The 20,321-nt window shown below is 46.3% G+C and carries 18 protein-coding genes and 3 tRNA genes; 10 read left to right on the forward strand and 11 right to left on the reverse strand.

Features of this window, described 5'->3' with window-relative positions; genetic code table 11:
* Positions 1-19: 19 nt before the first annotated feature.
* Positions 20-1,381, reverse strand: coding sequence for a Na+/H+ antiporter NhaA (nhaA, locus tag B5F25_RS06595; protein ID WP_206423534.1), 1,362 nt, complete (start codon positions 1,379-1,381; stop codon positions 20-22).
* 226 nt (positions 1,382-1,607) lie between these two features.
* A complete protein-coding gene (locus B5F25_RS21580; protein ID WP_162614364.1) occupies positions 1,608-1,862 on the reverse strand; it encodes a hypothetical protein in 255 nt (84 codons plus the stop codon).
* Positions 1,863-2,000: 138 nt separating this feature from the next.
* Between B5F25_RS21580 and B5F25_RS06600 the strand changes: the two genes are divergently transcribed.
* The 3 genes from B5F25_RS06600 (at position 2,001) to B5F25_RS06610 (ending at position 3,738) form a co-directional block, all read left to right on the forward strand.
* Positions 2,001-2,873, forward strand: a complete 873-nt coding sequence (locus B5F25_RS06600) for a zinc ABC transporter substrate-binding protein (RefSeq protein ID WP_087248415.1) — start codon at positions 2,001-2,003, stop codon at positions 2,871-2,873.
* Positions 2,870-3,577, forward strand: a complete 708-nt coding sequence (locus B5F25_RS06605; RefSeq protein WP_022040389.1) for an ATP-binding cassette domain-containing protein — start codon at positions 2,870-2,872, stop codon at positions 3,575-3,577. The genes B5F25_RS06600 and B5F25_RS06605 overlap by 4 nt, the downstream gene beginning before the upstream one ends.
* Positions 3,578-3,664: 87 nt before the next feature.
* A tRNA-Ala gene (locus B5F25_RS06610) sits at positions 3,665-3,738 on the forward strand.
* 164 nt (positions 3,739-3,902) lie between these two features.
* Here B5F25_RS06610 and B5F25_RS06615 read toward each other — a convergent pair.
* The 8 genes from B5F25_RS06615 to prmC all read right to left on the reverse strand — a co-directional run bounded on the left by B5F25_RS06615 (position 3,903) and on the right by prmC (position 9,117).
* Positions 3,903-3,988: transfer RNA gene (locus B5F25_RS06615), tRNA-Leu, on the reverse strand.
* A gap of 19 nt (positions 3,989-4,007) precedes the next feature.
* Positions 4,008-4,080 (reverse strand) — tRNA-Gly (locus tag B5F25_RS06620).
* A 195-nt stretch (positions 4,081-4,275) separates the two neighbouring features.
* Positions 4,276-5,616 (reverse strand): argininosuccinate lyase, encoded by a 1,341-nt coding sequence (gene argH / locus B5F25_RS06625; RefSeq protein WP_087248417.1) that lies wholly within the window; start codon positions 5,614-5,616, stop codon positions 4,276-4,278.
* 119 nt (positions 5,617-5,735) lie between these two features.
* On the reverse strand, positions 5,736-6,161 hold the full coding sequence (locus tag B5F25_RS06630; RefSeq protein WP_087211796.1) for an SRPBCC family protein: 426 nt from the start codon (positions 6,159-6,161) through the stop codon (positions 5,736-5,738).
* A 231-nt stretch (positions 6,162-6,392) separates the two neighbouring features.
* A complete protein-coding gene (pyrE, locus tag B5F25_RS06635; RefSeq protein ID WP_087248419.1) occupies positions 6,393-7,028 on the reverse strand; it encodes an orotate phosphoribosyltransferase in 636 nt (211 codons plus the stop codon).
* Positions 7,029-7,125: 97 nt separating this feature from the next.
* Complete coding sequence (locus tag B5F25_RS06640; RefSeq protein WP_087248421.1) at positions 7,126-7,815, reverse strand: ComF family protein; 690 nt, start codon at positions 7,813-7,815, stop codon at positions 7,126-7,128.
* Complete coding sequence (locus B5F25_RS06645) at positions 7,799-8,278, reverse strand: regulatory protein RecX (RefSeq protein WP_087248423.1); 480 nt, start codon at positions 8,276-8,278, stop codon at positions 7,799-7,801. Before B5F25_RS06645 ends, B5F25_RS06640 begins: the two co-directional genes overlap by 17 nt.
* Positions 8,275-9,117, reverse strand: coding sequence for a peptide chain release factor N(5)-glutamine methyltransferase (prmC, locus tag B5F25_RS06650; protein WP_087248425.1), 843 nt, complete (start codon positions 9,115-9,117; stop codon positions 8,275-8,277). Before prmC ends, B5F25_RS06645 begins: the two co-directional genes overlap by 4 nt.
* Before the next feature lie 38 nt (positions 9,118-9,155).
* Here prmC and ribD point away from each other — a divergent pair, with 38 nt between their 5' ends.
* From ribD to murI, 7 genes are all read left to right on the forward strand, one after another.
* Positions 9,156-10,226, forward strand: coding sequence for a bifunctional diaminohydroxyphosphoribosylaminopyrimidine deaminase/5-amino-6-(5-phosphoribosylamino)uracil reductase RibD (gene ribD / locus B5F25_RS06655; protein WP_087248427.1), 1,071 nt, complete (start codon positions 9,156-9,158; stop codon positions 10,224-10,226).
* Between the two features lie 98 nt (positions 10,227-10,324).
* Positions 10,325-11,797 carry a DUF6242 domain-containing protein gene (locus tag B5F25_RS06660; RefSeq protein ID WP_140406876.1) on the forward strand — a complete coding sequence of 491 codons (1,473 nt, stop codon included), beginning with the start codon at positions 10,325-10,327 and terminating at the stop codon, positions 11,795-11,797.
* 16 nt (positions 11,798-11,813) lie between these two features.
* Entirely contained in the window at positions 11,814-12,557 is a 744-nt protein-coding gene (locus B5F25_RS06665) for an isoprenyl transferase (RefSeq protein WP_087248430.1), read from the forward strand.
* A gap of 5 nt (positions 12,558-12,562) precedes the next feature.
* Positions 12,563-15,283, forward strand: coding sequence for an outer membrane protein assembly factor BamA (gene bamA, locus B5F25_RS06670; protein ID WP_087248432.1), 2,721 nt, complete (start codon positions 12,563-12,565; stop codon positions 15,281-15,283).
* Positions 15,284-15,300: 17 nt separating this feature from the next.
* Complete coding sequence (locus B5F25_RS06675; RefSeq protein WP_087211810.1) at positions 15,301-15,816, forward strand: OmpH family outer membrane protein; 516 nt, start codon at positions 15,301-15,303, stop codon at positions 15,814-15,816.
* Between the two features lie 84 nt (positions 15,817-15,900).
* On the forward strand, positions 15,901-16,458 hold the full coding sequence (locus B5F25_RS06680) for an OmpH family outer membrane protein (protein WP_022040406.1): 558 nt from the start codon (positions 15,901-15,903) through the stop codon (positions 16,456-16,458).
* A 102-nt stretch (positions 16,459-16,560) separates the two neighbouring features.
* Entirely contained in the window at positions 16,561-17,388 is an 828-nt protein-coding gene (murI, locus tag B5F25_RS06685) for a glutamate racemase (protein ID WP_022040407.1), read from the forward strand.
* A gap of 62 nt (positions 17,389-17,450) precedes the next feature.
* Here the strand turns inward: murI and B5F25_RS06690 are convergent, their stop codons facing one another.
* Positions 17,451-20,045, reverse strand: coding sequence for a glycoside hydrolase family 2 TIM barrel-domain containing protein (locus B5F25_RS06690; RefSeq protein ID WP_087248433.1), 2,595 nt, complete (start codon positions 20,043-20,045; stop codon positions 17,451-17,453).
* Between the last annotated feature and the right edge of the window lie 276 nt (positions 20,046-20,321).

Genomic DNA, 20,321 nt, shown 5'->3' on the forward strand with positions numbered 1-20,321 from the left:
ATCAGAATGGCGGTTGGGGCTATGAAACGTCAGGATTATCTGCTCCGGCACTATCTGCTTTCGGCAATGTCAGTTTAAGCATCGCATACCCCAGGATGCCTGCCAATACCGTACCTGCCAGCACTCCTAACTTTGCCTGGCCCAGCAATACCTCATCAGTTGCCCCAAAGGAAAGATTGGCAATAAAAAGCGAAACGGTAAAGCCAATACCGCCTAATAATGCCACTCCCGCTGTATTCCGCCAGTTCATCCCTTGCGGCAAAGAAGTGACACGCAAGCGTACAGCCAACCACGTAAAGGAATAAATCCCCACAAACTTACCCACTACCAAACCTAATACTACGGCATACGTCACTATGCCGGCTATCTCTCCGCCTCCTCCCGAAAGCGTAATGCCTGCATTGGCAAAGGCGAAAAGTGGCATAATCAGGTAGTTCACCATTCCATGCATACGGTCTTCCATAAACTGGAGAGGCGAAATCACCTTGTCGGAAGCCGACTCAATACTCTTTAATGCATCTATCTGATTCGGAGTAAGAAGAATACTGCTCTTGTCGAAATGCGGGAATTCGGCAATGTTCTCACGGATGCGCGTGATGTATTTCTTCACGTTCAGGCACGGGATGGAAGGAATCGTGAACGCCACCAGCACACCTGCAATCGTAGCATGCACGCCCGACTGAAGGAAAAGATACCACACCGCAATACCTGCCACGCAATAAAACGTGCGCGACATAACCTGCATCCGGTTAGCTATCAGCAGGATAATAAGAACCGCAACTGCAGCCAGCAAATATCCTCCAGCCAAATGAGACGTATAGCAAAAGGCGATAACCAGAATGCCTCCAATGTCATCGACCACGGCAAAGGCGGTCAGGAAAATCTTCAGGCTCAGGGGAACACGCTTGCCGAACAGGCTCAACACACCCAAGGAAAATGCGATATCAGTCGCCATGGGTATTGCCAGGCCTCCTTCGGCAGGCGTTCCGGCGGTCATCGCAAAGTAAATTGCCACGGGGACAATCATCCCTCCCACCGCCGCGATGATGGGAAGCAACGCCTGGCGCAGGCTGGAAAGTTCGCCTACCAGCACTTCACGCTTGATTTCCAGTCCCACGGAAAAGAAGAATACCGCCATCAAGGCATCGTTGATGAACGCCATCAGCGTCAGAGGTTCACCGTGATGGCTGAACAGGTTGAATCCGCCTACCTGTAAAGCTACAGGATAATTCCAAAAGGCATGGTAAGCTTCCGCCCATGGCGAATTGGCTATTACCATTGCCAGCACGGCTACAACCATCAGCACCATACCACCATTGACACGATGTTTCAAAAAGCTCAAGAATGCATAATCGAAAGTCTTCATCATCGGATTACTCATAAAATTTACTGTTTTATTGTGTAAAAAATAAGAAACGCATGACTGCCTTGCTTGTAAGATTATTAATCTTCATGCCGAAAGATTATTAATCTTCACGCTGTAAGATTATTAATCTTACAACCGATGCAGCTATATGCCGGAGAGAACAATGCTTGCTTGTCATGCCGGATTTGTAATCATGAGTGGCACTGACAACAGGAGCGACACCGGCAGTGTGCATTCCATATTAAAGTACAATTTCACACCATTCAAAGTATAAAACAAAAATACGCCTTATTTTGTTTAGCTGCAAATGGGAATAGCGTAAACAATGAGAAGCTGTTTTGAATTTCTCCAAAAAGTTTTTCTTGGTTTGATGTATCCGTTTTCGTGCGTGCTTTGGGCGATTTTTTTGTCCTTTTCGCTCCTGTTCTTTGTCAGATAGCCCGCTATCTTCCTCATCACAGAAGCGAAAATGCCTCAAAAACTCATCCCAAATCATCGCACGATAAATTCAAAACAGCTTCTGAAAAAATGGAATTTATTATCCAACATTTCGTAGAGTACGCATTCTTTTCTGTTTTGTTCGCATATCTGAACAAGATTCTGTATTTTTGCAACACAAACAAGAAACAGACACATGAAAACGTACATCATTTTTTTACTTATCCTATTGTTTACCGCGTGTGGAGGACGTAAAACGCAGAAGCCTGCCGAGGAGAAACCGATACTTACCGTCAGTATCGAACCCTTGCGTTATTTTGCTGAATCCATTGCGGGCGAGCATTTCCATATAATCTGTATGGTACCCGAAGGCAGTAGCCCGGAAACTTACGATCCTACTCCACAACAATTGGTCGAACTGAGCCGAAGCCGCGCCTTCCTGCGTGCCGGATACATCGGCTATGAACTCGCCTGGGCTGATAAATTAAAGCAAAATGCCCCAAACGTCCCTTTTTTTAACTTATCGGATGGCGTTACCCTGATACACGAAGAAGAAAAAACAGAGCATCCCCATGCAGGAGGTGTCGAGCCGCATACATGGAGTTCCATCAGTAATGCTTATACAATATCAGCCAACATTTGCCGGGCACTTTGCCAAATAGACCCGGAAAATAAAGAATATTATATGACCCGCATGACCCGGCTGGGTACTAGGCTAAAGCAGATAGACGAAAAAATATTGGCTTACCTGAACGGCGGTGAACGCACGTTCTTGATTTACCATCCTGCACTCTCTTATTTCGCACGCGATTATGGATTGACACAAATCAGCATCGAAGAAGGAGGCAAAGAACCTTCGCCCGCCCAACTGAAGACATTAATCAACCGATGTAAAAAAGAAAATGTACGGACCATCTTCGTACAAAAAGAGTTTGATACGCGCAATGCGGAAGCAATAGCCCGTGAACTGAACTTGTCCCTTATCCGAATCAACCCGCTGAGCTACAGATGGGAAGAAGAAATGTTGCGTATAGCTCGCACGTTATCCAAATCCGATGAAATGCCATGACAGTTTCATTTCCTCTTATCCAATTAGAACATATCTGTGCCGCCTATGACCGCAAACCAGTGTTGGAAGATATAAACCTTACTGTCTGCGAACAAGACTTCATTGGCATCATAGGACCCAATGGAGGCGGAAAGACAACGCTGGTCAAACTCATTTTGGGATTGCTTCATCCTCTGTCGGGAAGTATTCGTTTTTATCAGAATGGCAAAGAGACCTCCGAACTCAGCATGGGCTACTTGCCACAATATACCTCGATAGATAAAAAATTTCCCATATCGGTATACGATGTGATACTTTCCGGCCTAAACAAGCAGAAATCCCTCTTCCGTTCCTTCACAAAAGCGCAACATGAAAAAGTGCGTGCCATGCTCTCCCGCGTGGGACTGGAAGGATTAGAGCAACGTCCTATCGGGCAACTGAGTGGCGGACAACTGCAACGTGCCTTGCTGGGACGTGCCTTGGTCTCGAATCCGCAAATTTTAATATTAGATGAACCGAATACATATATTGACAAGCGATTCGAAACACATCTTTATACACTGCTGGAAGAAATCAACCGCGAACACGCCATTATCTTAGTAAGCCACGACATAAATACAGTGCTTCAACATGCTCAAAATATAGCCTGTGTAAATCACACCCTCGATTATTTGCCAATCAAGGAAGTGACTGGAAAATGGATAGAAGAACATTTCGACCGATAACAATCCATAAAATCAATAAAACAAGGATTTTTAACAATGGGGAAATAAGGAATATACAAGAAATACTCTTATCTTTGCACGCAGAAAGGGGCATTAGCTCATCTGGCTAGAGTGCGACACTGGCAGTGTCGAGGTGACCGGTTCGAGTCCGGTATGCTCCACACATAAAGAGACAATTTCAAAATAAGAATTGAAATTGCCTCTTTTTTATGTTTGCCCGGCACGAATGTTCTCTCTACCGGTACCTGTCTGTAACATTTCCAGATTTTCCTTTGCGGATAAACAAAAAACGCTTCACAACCTGTCAGTCATGAAGCGTCTTTCGTACCCGAAGCGGGACTTGAACCCGCACAGCCATCACTGGCCAAGGGATTTTAAGTCCCTCGTGTCTACCGATTCCACCATCCGGGCATCCTATTCAAAGAACAAGAGCGGAAAACGAGACTCGAACTCGCGACCCCAACCTTGGCAAGGTTGTGCTCTACCAACTGAGCTATTTCCGCGTTTACGGGTGCAAATGTAGGGAGTTTTATTTTACACTCCAAACATTTTCCGTATTTTCTTTCAAGATGTTTGTTCTTTTCACGTTATTCACCACAGAGGACACAGGGATTTTCAGTTGTCATTTGTACGCGATAAACAGTAGGGGCGTAATTCACCTTTATTAATCTGTGCAATCTGTGGTGAAAAGAACAGACTCAACGCCCCAATAAGGCTTTCTCGGCTTGGGCGACACGCTCGAAATCGAAACCATCCATAACCTGGGCCATCAGGGCTTCGATTTTATCGTTGCATAAGTTCCCGATGCTTCCGGCGTGGGTGTGATGCACCTCCTTGGCATGAGTGAACTTGCCTGCCTCTATATCCAGCCCTACCTTCTTATAGGCATCACGGAAAGGCATGCCCTCCGCTGCCAGACGGTTGACCTCTTCTACGCTGAACATATACAGGTATTTATCGTCATCCAGGATGTGTTCGTTCACCTTGATACGCTCCATGATGTATGCCGACATCCGCAAGCAGTCCAAGAGTTCCTCGAATGCGGGGAGGAAGACTTCCTTGATAATCTGCAAGTCGCGGAAATAGCCCGAAGGCAGGTTGTTCATAATCATCATAATCTGCTGGGGCAAAGACTGGATTTTATTGCATTTGGCACGGGTCAGTTCGAACACATCGGGGTTCTTCTTGTGCGGCATGATGCTGGAACCCGTGGTGCATTCGTCGGGAAGCTTGACGAAACCAAAGTTCTGGCAACTGAACATACAGGCATCGAATGCCATCTTCGATACGGTTCCGGCAATGCTTGCCAAGGCAAAGGCAACGTTGCGCTCCATCTTACCACGTCCCATCTGTGCATAAACCACGTTGTAATTCATTGAGTCGAAACCGAGCAGGCGGGTGGTCATCTCACGGTCCAAGGGGAACGAAGAGCCGTATCCGGCGGCAGATCCGAGCGGATTGCGGTTGCACATCTTATAAGCGGCTTGCAGGAACAGCATATCATCGACCAGGCTTTCGGCATATGCGCCAAACCAAAGTCCGAAAGAAGAAGGCATGGCGATTTGCAAATGGGTATAGCCCGGCATCAGAATGTCTTTGTAGCGGTTGCTTTGCGCAATCAGAACACGGAAGAGCGTCTCGACCGCCTCAGCTACCTGCTTCAATTGCTCACGGGTAAAGAGTTTCAAGTCCACCAATACCTGGTCGTTCCGCGAACGCCCGCTATGTATCTTCTTGCCTACATCGCCCAGTTTACGGGTGAGCATGAGTTCCACTTGCGAATGTACATCCTCGATGCCTTCTTCAATCACAAACTCACCTTTCTCTGCGGTTGCGTAGATTTGCTTTAACTCTTCCAACAGGACCTTCAGTTCGTCGGGCTTCAGCAGGCCGATGCTTTCGAGCATCGTGATATGCGCCATTGAGCCCAACACATCGTGCTTTGCCAGGTAAAGGTCCAGTTCACGGTCGCGTCCTACGGTAAAGCGGTCGATTTCCGCATTTACCTGTACATTCTTTTCCCAAAGTTTTTGTCCCATACGTTATTAAGTTTTTGAGTTCTTGAGTTTGTAAGTTTTTTGAGTTCTTGAGCTTTTAAGTTCCTGAGTTGAAACATACACAAAACACTCCAAACTTAAAAACTCAAGAACTTACAAACTCAATAAGGAATCATCGCAAGCATATCTGCCAGTTTTTCTACCCCTTCTTGCAAAGGCTTCGACACCATGGCTTTCATAAAGGCGTTCACTTCGGCACGGATAGTCACCTTCATCTTGGCTTCCGCTTCGCCTTCCGGAAGGATTTGTATCCACAAGTTCATCGGGATAGGTGTCTTGTCGCCTTCAAACTTGATGCACTTCATCGGCTCGCGTTCCACGATACGGAGCGTAAGGCTGATGCCTTGCACTTTCAAGGTCAGCGAATCCTGGTCGAAAACCAAGTCTTCCACCTTTCCGGGGAATTTTTCTTTCAGTTCGCCCAGCTTCTCACGCACCGAGGCAAGATTGTTTAAGTCAGCCAGTTTTGTATAGACCCGTTCCTGTGTATACGGAACATGTTTCACACTGCTTTCAAATTGTACCATACATTGTATCTAATTGAACACAGAATATTATTTACGATTTTACTATTTACAATTTACTATTTCGATGAATTATAGCAGAACAAAATCGGTTTGCGAAAAATACCGCATGCAGCAGAGACGCCACAATGTGACGTCTCTACTAAAAACAGACTATATTTTCGCATTCTGTTTCTGACTGACTATTATAGTAAATAGTAAATCGTAAAGTCGTAAACAATTTTCATGCTTTATTTATTTTCCCGTCCAATGTGCCGGGTCTTTTCTCCATGCCTGAAGGATAGGAATATCCTGCTCATCGATGTAATTGGTTTTCAAGGCTGCATCCAATACCGCATTGTAATTGGTCAAGGTAACCAGTTCCACTTTTGCCTCTTTGAATGCTTCTGCAGAAACATCGAATCCGTATGTGAACGAAGCCACCATGCCGATGACGTTGCATCCGTTCTGGCGGATAGCGTTTACGGCTTTCAGGCTGCTTCCGCCTGTAGATATCAAGTCTTCTACCACTACGACCTTCATACCCGGACGAAGCTCGCCCTCAATCAGGTTTTCCAGACCGTGGTCTTTGGGGCTCGAACGTACATAGACGAACGGGAGGTTCAGTTCCTCTGCCACCAATGCGCCTTGGGGAATGGCTCCTGTAGCTACACCCGCTATTGCATCCACTTCTCCAAACCGTTCCATAATGATACGGCACAACTCCAACTTGACAAAATTGCGCAAGGCAGGATAAGACAATGTCTTGCGGTTGTCACAATAAATAGGGGATTTCCAACCCGATGCCCATGTGAAAGGGTTCGCAGGCTGAATCTTTACAGCTTTTACCTTCAACAATTTTTCTGCAAATAATCTTTCCAAAGCTTTCATAACTTTATTTATCTGATAAATAACGATGCAAAAATATGCAAAACATACGTGAATATGAAATATATAGGGATTTTTTTAATAAAAAGTTAGTAAACTTTCATTTTGTCCACGCCAAAGTGACAATACTGATACGAATGTCTCCGATGGCCGACAAGGCATCAGCACACGCCACCAGCGTAGCTCCGGTAGTAAGTACATCATCGACCAGCAGGATATGTTTCCCTGCCAAAGATGCTGCATCTGCAGTAGCACAAAACAACTCCTGCACATTCAGCCAGCGGGCATAACCGCTCTTATGGGTCTGAGTGGCATTATTCCGAAGACGGTAAATGGCATTCCGGCATACAGGCAAGCCTGTCTTTTCGGCTATGCCGCGCGCCAGAAGCTCACTCTGATTGTATCCCCTCTTTCTTTCACGGGTGCGGAACAAAGGCACAGGAAGCAAGCAATCAATCCCGTCGAAAAAACCTGTAGGCAACAACTCACTCCCTATCCACTCGCCCATCTTTACACAAAGTCTTCGCTGGCCATCATATTTCATCGCATACAAAATATGTGCCACCGTTCCTCCCTTGGCATAATAGAAAAGCGAAGATGCACGTTCTATCGGGAATCGTCCCCAAAAACATTGCTCCATCTCATTTCCTACCTTATTATATAAATGAGTATAAGGCAGCGAAGATGCACAACGAAGGCACACTCCTTCCTCGCCTGACAACAGACGGTTCCCGCACGCCACACAAAGACGAGGGAAAAAGAAATCGCGCAAGTCAGTCCATAAACTCATCTTCTGACACCTGATGGACGTAACGCTTGATTTCGTCTACCGTATACCCTTTTGTCACGGCATAGCGAAGCAACTTCATGGCTCGTTCGTACTCGGTCTTTCCTGTTACCGACTTCCGCTTTTGGGCAAGCACTTCGCGCAAGATGCGGCTATATTCCTCATCGTCTATCTCTTCAAGCCCCGCCGATATATCATCGGAAGGCAAGTGTTTCATCCGCAATGCCTGGATTATCTTGTTTCTCCCCCAGCGTGCGAAGCGATATTTATCGCGCACGAAAGCTTTGCAATAGCGGCGGGTATCGATGAAACGGTCTTGTTGAAGCATAGCAAGGATGCGGGCATTTTCTTCTTCAGTAGCTCCCCATTGCTCCAGCTTCTGCGCCACTTCTTCCGGACAACGCTCGGTCCGCACACAATAAGCCTCAGCCTTATTCTTCAATTCGCTTTCAGTATAAATCTTCATGGTCTTTCCGCTTTTACCATACGGTCGTTGCCCGAAAGGTCTTTCCGCAACTCTACGTTCCGATATCCCATGCTTCGGAGTAATTCCACCGTTTCACGCCCGTATGCCTGATTGATTTCATAATATAAAACGCCACTGGAAGACAAATGTTTACTTCCCAGTTCTGCTATTTTCCGGTAAAACAACAAAGGGTCGTTATCGGGAACAAACAAAGCAAGCCCCGGTTCCCAGTCGAGCACATTCCTATCCATACTTGCCTTCTCCTGCTCACGAATATAAGGAGGATTGCTCACCCATATATCTGCATCGGGCATCGCAACTATATGCGAGAGCACATCCACCCGGACGCACTCCACATTCACCCCATTGCGTGCAACGTTCCTCCTTGCTACGGCAAGAGCTGCTTCAGATACATCCCATGCCAGCACCGAAGAACGAGGTAACAACCGTGCCAACGACACCGCGATGCAACCACTTCCCGTACCGATGTCCAACACCCGCAAACCCTCCTGTGAAGCATAATCGCGGGCTATCCATTCCACCAGCTCGGCGGTTTCGGGACGGGGAACCAGCACGTCATGCGTCACATAAAAAGGATGTCCAAGGAAAAAAGTTTCACCGGTAATGTACTGAAAAGGCTCGAAACGCTTCAAACGGGAAAGAATATCTTCAAGCTTCTCGCGTTCTTTCGTTGAAAAATTCCTATCTTTGCCCGCGTACAAATCAACGGCAGAAAATCCGAACACATCGGTCAGGATTCCTTTGGCCAACGCTTTCACTTCCAAGTCTGGATACAGGCCCGAAAGCGACTGTATAATATAGGTATATAAAGGATGCATAATGCCACAAAGGTACAAAAAGAAAAAAACATACGCTTATGACTACAGACGAAAAATACATAAGCCGCTGCATTCAGTTGGCAAAGAACGGATTATGCAACACGCCTCCCAATCCGATGGTAGGAGCCGTCATCGTACACCAAGGCAAGATTATCGGCGAAGGATACCATGCCCGTTGCGGTGAGGGTCATGCCGAAGTAAATGCCATTGCCTCGGTGAAGGACGAAAGCCTGCTCCACGATTCTACCCTTTATGTCAGCCTGGAACCTTGTTCCCATTACGGGAAGACTCCTCCGTGCGCCGACCTGATTATCCGCAAAGGTATTCCCCGTGTAGTAGTAGGATGCATTGACCCCTTCTCGCTGGTATCGGGAAGAGGTATCCGAAAACTCAGAGATGCCGGCATCGAAGTCAAGACCGGAGTGCTGGAACAAGAATGCCGGGACCTGATTAAGCGTTTTGTGACATTCAACCAGCAAAAACGTCCTTACATTACCCTGAAATGGGCACAATCGGCCGACGGATTCATCGATACCATACGTCAGGAAGGAAAAGCGGTGCGGCTTTCTTCCCCACTCACATCGGCATACGTGCACAAACTACGTGCCGAACATCAGGCAATACTGGTGGGAAGACGCACTGCCCTGCTCGACAATCCTTCACTCACTACCCGCGAATGGTATGGCAAGCATCCCCTACGGCTGGTAATCGACCGCCATCTCTCACTCCCGTCTTCCCTGCACCTGTTCGACGGAAGTACCCCCACGTGGGTGTTCACTTCAGTACCCCAGACAGGAAAGGCCAACCTGACTTTCATTCCTCTCGACTTTGACAAAGACATTCTGCCCCAGATCGCCCGTATCTTATACGAGCATAAAATCCAATCTCTGCTGGTAGAAGGCGGGAACCGGTTGCTCCAGTCCTTCCTTGATGCAGGATTATGGGACGAAACGTATGCCGAACATGTCCCCACCATATTGGGGGAAGGAGTACAGGCACCGTCCATTCCCTGCGGTTTCCCATGCTCTTTCCTGCCAAGAGACCGGTCTGTGATAGCGCACTATGTCAACCGGTACGACAAATTGCCTGATTCGCAGATAAAAAAGTAAAGTTTATCCATAATTTTATATAAAACTTGATATAAAAGTTCCAAGTGGAAAAAAAACTTTCTACTTTTGCAACTTGTAATGCAAAGAATATACTAATAATGAAAATAAGATTTTTATCCATATTATTAGCAAGCCTGGCTTTAGCTACATTCTCAATGACATCTTGCCTGAATGATGATACAATAGAAGTAACCTATACCAACGAAACGAGCATCATCCATTTCTCGGTAGGGACACTATGGATGCAAAAAACCGGACAGGCTCAAGACGGAAGCGATTCCTTGTATATGGATACGTTGTCTATGTCGAATTATCCTTTCACCATCGACCAGCTGAACCGGACTATCGAAAATAAAGACTCGCTTCCGGTAGGGACCGACATTTCAAGAGTCGTTACCAACATCAATGCCGATTCTCCCTATATAGTATATGGCAAAATAGACTCGTTAGGTACCGAACCTGTAGATACGCTTTGGACCAATACCGACTCCATTAATTTTGCGGTGGCTCCTAGCGAAGGACTGACTTTCAAGGTTATGTCCTACAGCGGACGGATGGGAAAAGCCTACCACATAAAAATCAATGTACACCAGCAAGTGCCCGACTCGCTGACATGGGACGAAGAAGCCTCACAACAAGCTTTCGTATCACAGAGCCTGACCCGCCAGAAAGCGGTATACACAGACGGACGTATCTACGTATTCGGACAAGACGGGGATACACCTGTCATCGAATATACTACGGTCAGTACCAACGGACAGGCAGACGGCTGGATTGCCCTCGACAATGTTCCGCAAGAAACCGACTCTTATTCGGCAATGGTATGGAACGGCACGGTTTATTTCCTTGCCGACGGTACCTTGTACGAACTTTCCGGTAATGTTATCCAGCCTTCCTCCCTTCCTGCACCAGCATATCGCCTGAAGCAACTCCTGGCAAATGCCACTACGGCAAGCGGACTTTCTTACCTGTATGCCTACACCGAAGACAACCGGTGTGTGACCTACAACGGCACATCGTGGAGCGAAGACAGAGAAGGGAGCATTTTCCCTGACGTAAACCAACGTTTCTCGTTTGCGTCATTACCTGTTTCCTATAATTCCACCCTGACACGCGCCGTCGTATTCGGATTCCATCCCGATGCACTAGGGAATGAGTTCGGATTTGCAGCCAGCCGGCTAAATTCTGAAAACGATTGGATTGCTTACGACTATGCACAGGCCGATACTTTCTATTGTCCGAACATCGCCGACGGAACAATGATTTATTACGACAAGAAACTATATGCTTTCGGAGGATTCATCAACAGCCTTCCGCATAAAGAATACCGGCACCCGTTCAACACGTTCTTCGAGTCGACCGACAATGGTCTCTCTTGGAAACCTGTGACACGCTATGTCCGCTTCCCAAAGTCAGATTCATTCAGGCAAAAATACGAAGAAGGAGAATCACTGGGTGAAGGAAGCTACTCGTGTGTAGTAGATGAGAACAACTTTATTTGGATTATCTGGCACAACGGATATATGAGCAGAGGACGAATCAACCGGCTGGGATTCCTTCCCAAATGGTAGAAAAACGTAAAGCATCATGACATCATACAAGGACTTAATAGACAAATCACGGATTCCGGCACACATTGCCATCATTATGGACGGTAACGGGCGATGGGCTAAACAACGCGGTCATGCCCGCTCGTTCGGGCATCAGGCAGGTGCCGAAACAGTACATGTCATTGCAGAAGAAGCTGCACGGCTGGGAGTGAAATACCTGACACTTTACACCTTCTCTACCGAAAACTGGAAACGGCCTGCCGAAGAAGTGTCTGCCCTGATGGCTCTCCTTATGGATTCCATTGAGGAAGAGACGCTGATGAAGAACAACATCCGTTTCCGCATCATCGGCGAAAAGGACAAGTTACCCGTCAATGTGGCCGAACGCCTGCAACAATGCATCAAACGCACATCGGTCAATACAGGCATGTGCCTGGTACTGGCTCTCAGTTATTCATCGAAATGGGAGCTGACCGAAGCCGTCAAACAGATAGCGGCACAAGTGGCGTGCCAGAAACTTGCCGTCGATGAAATAACCGACAAGACCATTAACCAGTATCTGGCAACCAGTTTTATGCCCGACCCAGACCTGCTGATACGTACAGGAGGCGAAATAAGGCTCAGCAATTACCTGTTATGGCAATGTGCTTATTCTGAACTTTATTTTTGCGACACCTACTGGCCCGACTTCAAAGCAGAAGAATTTTGCAAAGCAATATACGATTATCAACAAAGAGAACGCCGTTTTGGCAAAACAAGTGAACAATTATTGAAACCCTAAAAAAGATGCGATACAGTTTTTTTCTTACTCTATTGGTATTGATATGTTTCAGCTTTCCGGCTATCGGACATGCACAAGAAAACAACGTGCAGGAAGGTCAGACAGATGAAGAGGACGGCTCTGCCTCTTTACACCACGATACACCACAGCCGGCAGAGCAATCGGAGACACCAGAGAACCAACCAGTCATTTTATATAACGGGACTCCCAAGAAATATGAAATAGCCGACATCAAGGTGGAGGGAGTGAAAAACTACGAGGATTATGTATTGATCGGCATCTCCGGACTTGCCGTTGGGCAGACCATTACCGTGCCGGGCGATGATATCACCGATGCCGTCAAGCGGTATTGGCGCCACGGATTGTTTTCGGATGTCCGTATTTCGGCAGATAAGATAGAAGGAAATAAAATCTGGATCCGCATCGAACTGACCCAGCGTCCGCGTATCGCCGACATCCATTTCAATGGTATCAAGAAAGGCGAGCGTGAAGACTTGCAAAACAAGCTCGGCAATATGGTGAAAGGTATGCAGATTACGCCCAATATGGTAGACCGTGCCAAAATCATCATCAAGAAATACTTTGATGAGAAAGGGTTTAAAAATGCCGAAATCAACATTATCGAACGCGAAGCCCCCAATGACAAGGAGCAGGTGTATGTTGATGTAAACATTGACAAGAAAGAAAAGGTAAAAGTCCACAAAATCACGATTGACGGCAATACGGTACTGACAGACAAGAAGTTAAAGCGTGTGATGAAAAAGACCAATGAAAAAGGTAAGCTCATCAACCTGTTCCGCACCAAGAAATTCATCGATGAACGTTACGAAGAAGATAAGCAGAAAATCATCGAAAAATACAACGAACTGGGCTATCGCGATGCTGTCATCGAAGTGGACAGCGTATCACCTTACGATGAAAAGACGGTAGATGTCTATATGAAAATATATGAAGGCAACAAATATTACCTACGCAACATTACGTGGGTGGGAAATACCGTTTACCCCTCTGACCTGCTGAACGAACAATTGCAGATGAAGCACGGTGACGTATACAACCAGAAGTTGCTGGACGACCGTCTTTCGAACGATGAAGATGCCATCAAGAACAATTATTATAACCGTGGTTACGTGTTCTCGAACATCGACCCCGTAGAAGTGAATATTGATGGTGACTCCATCGACCTTGAAATGCGTGTAATGGAAGGTCCGCAGGCAAGCATCAGCCATGTACGTATCAATGGTAACGACCGTTTGTACGAAAACGTCATCCGGCGTGAACTTCGTACCCGTCCTGGAGACTTGTTCAGTAAGGAAGCCTTGGAACGTTCATACCGTGAAATCGCTCAAATGGGGCACTTCAATCCTGAAACCATCAACCCACAGGTACAACCCAATTACGAAGATGGTACGGTGGACATCAATTGGGGGTTGGAATCGAAGGCAAACGACCAGGTAGAGTTCTCAGCAGGATGGGGACAGACAGGTATTATCGGTAAGCTGAGCTTGAAATTCACCAATTTCTCGTTCGCTAACCTGTTCCGTAAGAACGACAATTTCCGTGGATTCCTGCCGCAAGGTGACGGACAGACCCTTACCATCAGTGGCCAGACCAACGGACAATATTATCAGGCATACAGTATCTCGTTCCTTGACCCATGGTTTGGCGGTAAGCGCCCGAACTCACTTTCAGTATCCGCATTCTATTCTGTACAGACCGATATCAGCAGCCAGTATTACAACTCGGCTTACATGAACAACTACTACAATTATCTGTACGGATGGGGATACGGCAACTATGGCTATTATGACAATTACGAATCTTACTACGACCCTGACCGTTCCATCAAGATGTTCGGGTTCTCGGTAGGATGGGGAAAACGCTTGCGCTGGCCCGATGACTATTTCACGTTCATGGCAGAATTGTCCTACCAGCGCTTTATGCTGAAAGATTGGAGTTACCTGTATATCCGGTTGAACAACGGGGAATACATGAATACAGGTAATTGCAACAGCTTGAGCTTGAACCTGACTTTGTCGCGTAACTCTACCGACAATCCCATTTTCCCACGCCGTGGTTCCGAGTTTACCGCTTCGTTGCAAATCACGCCGCCTTACTCGCTCTTCAGCAACAAAGACTATTCTACTTACGGAAGAGACAACTACGACGAGGCAGCAAGTATGTTTAAATGGATTGAATACCACAAGTGGAAATTCAAATCGAAGACTTATACCGCTTTGATGGATATCCAGAAGTGTCCGGTCATCATGACCCGTGCTGAATTTGGTATCTTAGGACACTTCAACCGTTATAAGCGCTCTCCGTTCGAAACCTTCTATGTCGGAGGTGACGGTATGACAGGATACAGTTACAACTACGCATCCGAAACCATCGCCCTACGTGGATATGAGAACGGTTCGTTGACCCCCTACGGAAGCGAAGGATATGCTTATATCCGTCTGGGAGCTGAACTCCGCTACCCGCTGATGTTGGAAAACTCTACCAGCATCTATGCCTTGGGATTTGTAGAAGCCGGAAATGCATGGACGGATGTAGCAGACTTCAATCCGTTCAAGCTGAAACGTTCTGCCGGAGTCGGTGTACGTATCTTCCTGCCGATGATTGGTATGATGGGTATCGACTGGGCATACGGTTTCGACAAGATCAACGGCTCTACGCAATACAGTGGAAGCCAGTTCCACTTTATTATCGGACAAGAATTTTAACCTAAAGACCCAAAGATATGAAAAGATTGATTTTCTCTGCAGCACTGCTTGTGATAAGCCTCTGCGCGGCACAGGCACAGAAATTCGCGTTGATAGACATGGAATTTATCTTGAAACATATCCCTGCCTATGAACAGGCAAACCAGCAAATGGAATCGCTGTCCCAACAATGGCAAAGCGAAATAGAAGCCAAGAGCAACGAAGCCAAAGCCTTGTATGAGGCTTACCAGAAAGATGCCGCTACGCTGACCGATGCACAACGTACTGCAAAAGAAGAAGCAGTTGTGGCAAAAGAAAAAGAAGCAGCCGAACTCCGGCAAAAATATTTCGGTCCTCAAGGCGAAATGATGAAGAAACAACGGGAACTTGTCGCTCCTATCCAAGACAACATTTATAATGCTGTTAAAGACATTGCTATGGAGCAGAATTACGATGCAGTTATTGACCGCGCCTCGGCACAAAGTATGATTTTTGCCTCTCCGCGCATTGATATCAGCAATGAAGTGCTCTCACGCTTAGGATATTCAAATTAATTTTATACATTTGCAGCCGTTCTCTTACGAGAACCGCAACAGGAACAAAAACAATAAATTAAAAACTAATAGAAAATCAAGATTATGTTGAAAAGAATTGCTTTATTATTGTTGCTCGTCGCTCCGATGAGCTTGTTCGCGCAAAAGTTCGCGCATTTTAAGTCTATGGACATCATCCCGGTAATGCCGGAATATGCCAAAGCCCAAACTGATATTCAAGCTTTGCAGAAACAGTACGAAGACGAAATCAAACGTGCTTCAGACGAGTTCAGCAAAAAATTTGCAGAATACCAACAAGAACAAAAGACACTTCCGCAAAACATCCAGGAACGCCGCCAGAAAGAATTACAGGAAATGCAGGAAAAAGGCATACAGTTTCAGCAGGAAGCACAGCAGCAGCTGCAAAAAGCTTATACTGATATGATGGATCCGATTTACAAGAAACTGGAAGATGCAGTAAAAGCTATCGGTGCAGCTGGCGGATACACCTACGTTTTCGACCTGAACCGTACGGACATCCCTTACATCGATGAAAACGTATCGAAGGATGTTACCAACGATATCAAAACCAAGTTGGGTATCAGTCTGACTGCAGTACCGGCAACACCGGCTGCATCCGCAACTACTACTCCGGCAAACTAATCTCCTTCTGTTTATTCACCGCAGATTAACACAGATTCTCGCAGATTAAAACTTTACATTCTGCGCCGATCTGCGTTAATCTGCGTTTCTGATTTAAATATCATGACAACCACAGGACCCATCGGCATCTTCGATTCCGGCTACGGAGGGTTGACTATCCTTGACAAAATACGCAGCCTGCTTCCTCAGTACAATTATCTCTATTTAGGCGACAATGCCCGTACCCCCTATGGCACACGTTCGTTCGAAGTGGTATACGAATTCACTTTACAGGCGGTACGAAAACTCTTCGAGCTGGGATGTCCATTGGTTATCCTTGCCTGCAATACAGCTTCGGCAAAAGCACTCCGCAGTATCCAGCAACAAGACCTTCCACATCTCGACCCAGCCCGCAGAGTACTGGGCGTAATACGTCCTACCGTAGAATGCATCGGCAACTTGACCCAAACCCGTCACGTAGGGTTGCTTGCCACCGAAGGTACTGTAAAGTCACAATCCTATCCGTTAGAAATCCACAAGCTTTATCCCGAAATCCGATTGACAAGTGTATCCTGTCCCATGTGGGTACCATTAATAGAGAATAATGAAGCCCAAAGCCCTGGTGCCGATTATTTCGTACAAAAATACCTCGACCGCCTGCTCTCCCAAGACCCGGAAATAGATACCATCATTTTAGGCTGTACTCACTATCCTCTTTTGTTGGATAAAATCCGTTGTTACACTCCGTCACACATCCGCCTGGTAGAACAAGGCAAATACGTAGCAGCCAGCCTGAAAGACTACCTTATCCGACATCCGGAAATACGAACCCATTGCGAAACGGGAGGGAATTGTCTTTTCCTTACTACCGAATCGGTAGAAAAATTCCGTGAGTCAGCCCACGTCTTTCTGCATCAGGAAGTGCAGGTGCGTACCATTGCATTAGAATAAAGAAATAAACACTGCACACAGCCTCATGAGCGTATGCAACCGTGTGCAGTGTGTGTTATGTGTCAGTATAATTGTCCGCGTACCTCCACTTCAGCAAGCTTCGGTGTCACGTATCTTTCAGAATGAGGAAAACTGATACGAAGATAATGCATTTTTACCTGCCTGTCACTTTTTATCAGGTCCGAATCTAGCGGAACATGGTTGCCGGTCTTATCCGAAACCACGATCCAGTCTTTATTGTTCTCAGACACTTCAATCTTGTACTGATACGGAGCTGCACCTGCAAACCGGACACAAACCTCATCCAACATCAAGAAACGTTCCGTATCAAGTGTCCAATATACCTTTCGGTCTGAATTTTCAGGTTCCCACCAAGTATCAAGCTTACCATCAGCAGCATATCCTGTGGCATGTCCCTGTGCAGCACTGCTACCAAAAGCTGGGTTATTCAATCCGAAACTTTGCATTTTATGCTGTTTCTGCAAAGCAAAGGGAATATAAGGACGATTTTTCACTTGGGGAGTCTCTCCTTCTTGATATACGGGAGCTCCGGAAAATGTCAGTTTAACGCGAGCCGGCTCCAAGCCTGGTGAAGTAGCTTCAATGACCGATTCGCCTGCATAATAGGAGCGAAAGGCAATCGCTGCTTTTCCATCCATGATACGAATGTCACTATCCGCCTCAAACAGGATGCTGCTACCGGTAGGAAACTCGCCCGGTCCCGATAGCAAAGTCAGCCTGACAGCCGGCGAATTGCTCAGTTCTCTGCCTGTTTCATCGAGAACAGTTACCGTCAACTGAACATCGTCCGTACCGTCGGCCCTGATGCCGGTATATTGCGAGGCTTCCAACCGCAACCTTGCCGGAATGCCTGACACACTCCATATCGGAGGGGCTATATTGGCATAAGCATTCCGGTACCAATACCAAGAACGTTTCGGAATGCGGAAATAATCAACAATTCCCATTTTGCCCATTTCTTCACCAAAGATACTTCCGTGGTCGAACCCACACCAGATGGCTTGACCACTCCGCCATTCTACACCTTTCCAGGCGTCATTTTTCTGTAAGTCTCCCCATCCCGGGATATATTCGCCCGGCCGGTCGGATGTTGTGCTTCCGTATTCCGTTACCATATTCGGTATAGGCGGCTGCTGAAAATCAAGAATGGTACTTCCATCACCGTTATACCCCACAATATCTCCTATCAAGTCAATGCGCTCTGTTCCCAACGGACGCTGTGCACCGCCTATGGCAGCAGGACGTGTCGGGTCAAGCTGGTGTGTACGAGCCACCATTCTCTCCAATAGTTTCCTTATCCCATGCATTGTTTCCGGTGCAGTAAAAAAAGGCTCGTTGCACATGCTCCATGCGATAATGGAAGGATGATTACGGTGGATACGTATCATTTCCTCCAACTGCTGCAAGACATTTTCTTCAAATTCTTTGCAGTCCTCCTGGCGGACTGGATAAGCACTTGCTGTCCAATATCCGTCTTTCTTTTCTCCTGCCGTAGCCCAAAAGGGAGCTTCCGACCAGAACAGCACACCTTCTTCATCACAAGCTTTCGAAAATGCGGGAGAATGCGGATAGTGAGAGCCGCGGATCATATCAAAGCCTGCTTGCTTAACCAAAGCCACATCACGGCGTGCTGCAGCATCGGTCACAGCATCACCCCATCCAGCCTGATCTTGATGAACATTTATTCCTTTAAAATACAAATGTTTCCCATTCAGGAAAAAACCGTGGTCTTTTGTCCATTCAAACCAACGGAAACCGAAGGACGTTTCCTCTCGGTCTATCAGCTCATCACCTTTGAAAAGCAGACTTTCCAACTTGTACAAGACCGGATGTGACGGGTGCCACAGGAAAGGATGCTCTATTCTTTCTGTTTGCTGTTTTACAACCTGGCTCGTATTGCCTTTCAATTGTATTATCTTTTGTGCGGATGCGATAATCCTGCCTTCAGATGACAGAATATTGGAAACCAAACGGAAATTGCCAGTTTCAGGCTCCGAATGACAAATCTCCGTTGAAATGTCCACAATTCCATATTTGCCATTACTTACATCAAGTCCCGATGTCGTGACAAATGTTCCATACCAACCGATATACGTAGAAGATTTCAACACTAAACGGACATTACGGTATATACCTCCGCTAAAAACATGTTCCCCACCGCGCGGTGCCACAGTGGGTTGCCATAAATTGTTAACCCGTATTGCAAGCACATTATCTCCTTTTTGTGCCGCATCAGTTATGTCAACCGAAAACCCTGTATACCCCCCGCAATGCCGGTCTATAAACTTTCCGTTTAAAAAGATTTCCGCTTCCTGAAAAACACCGTCAAACTCTAGAAAGATTTTTCCCGAGAGATTCCTGTCTGTAAAAAACACACGCTTGCGGTACCACCCATATCCGGTATAGAAATCTTTCGACATAAAATAGGGAATACTAAACGAATGAGGAATCCCAATGGTCTCCCAGTTATTGTCGTCATAATCCGTCTTTTCGGCTCCTTGCAAGTCTCCTTGCATATACTTCCATTCCCGGTTCAGATTAATGACCTCACGAGGAGAATAGGCATATCCCACACTGCAAAAACAAAAAAGTACCCAAAAATTTATTGCCCATAAACAATGCCTCATAGTAAACATAGTTTTTATATTTGTGATTATAATCTAAATGAATATCCTCAAAATACCAGTAGATAAAAAGAGTCAGAAGGAGTTATGCCTTCGGCAGGAGTCAGAAACAGGTCTATGGGGCTTTAACTTCTGGACCAAGTGATAACTCCTGTAAAACATAACTGCTTTTAACTCCTGAGTCAAATCAAAAAAAGATCCGTGTCCGTTTGTCAGCCGTTTATGTAATACCTCATCTGTCCGAATCAAACGTGACCTTGCTTGGCAAATTTAAACAATTATATTGAA

This window comes from Bacteroides sp. An19, from assembly GCF_002160215.1.
In the GTDB taxonomy this organism is placed as follows: domain Bacteria; phylum Bacteroidota; class Bacteroidia; order Bacteroidales; family Bacteroidaceae; genus Phocaeicola; species Phocaeicola intestinalis.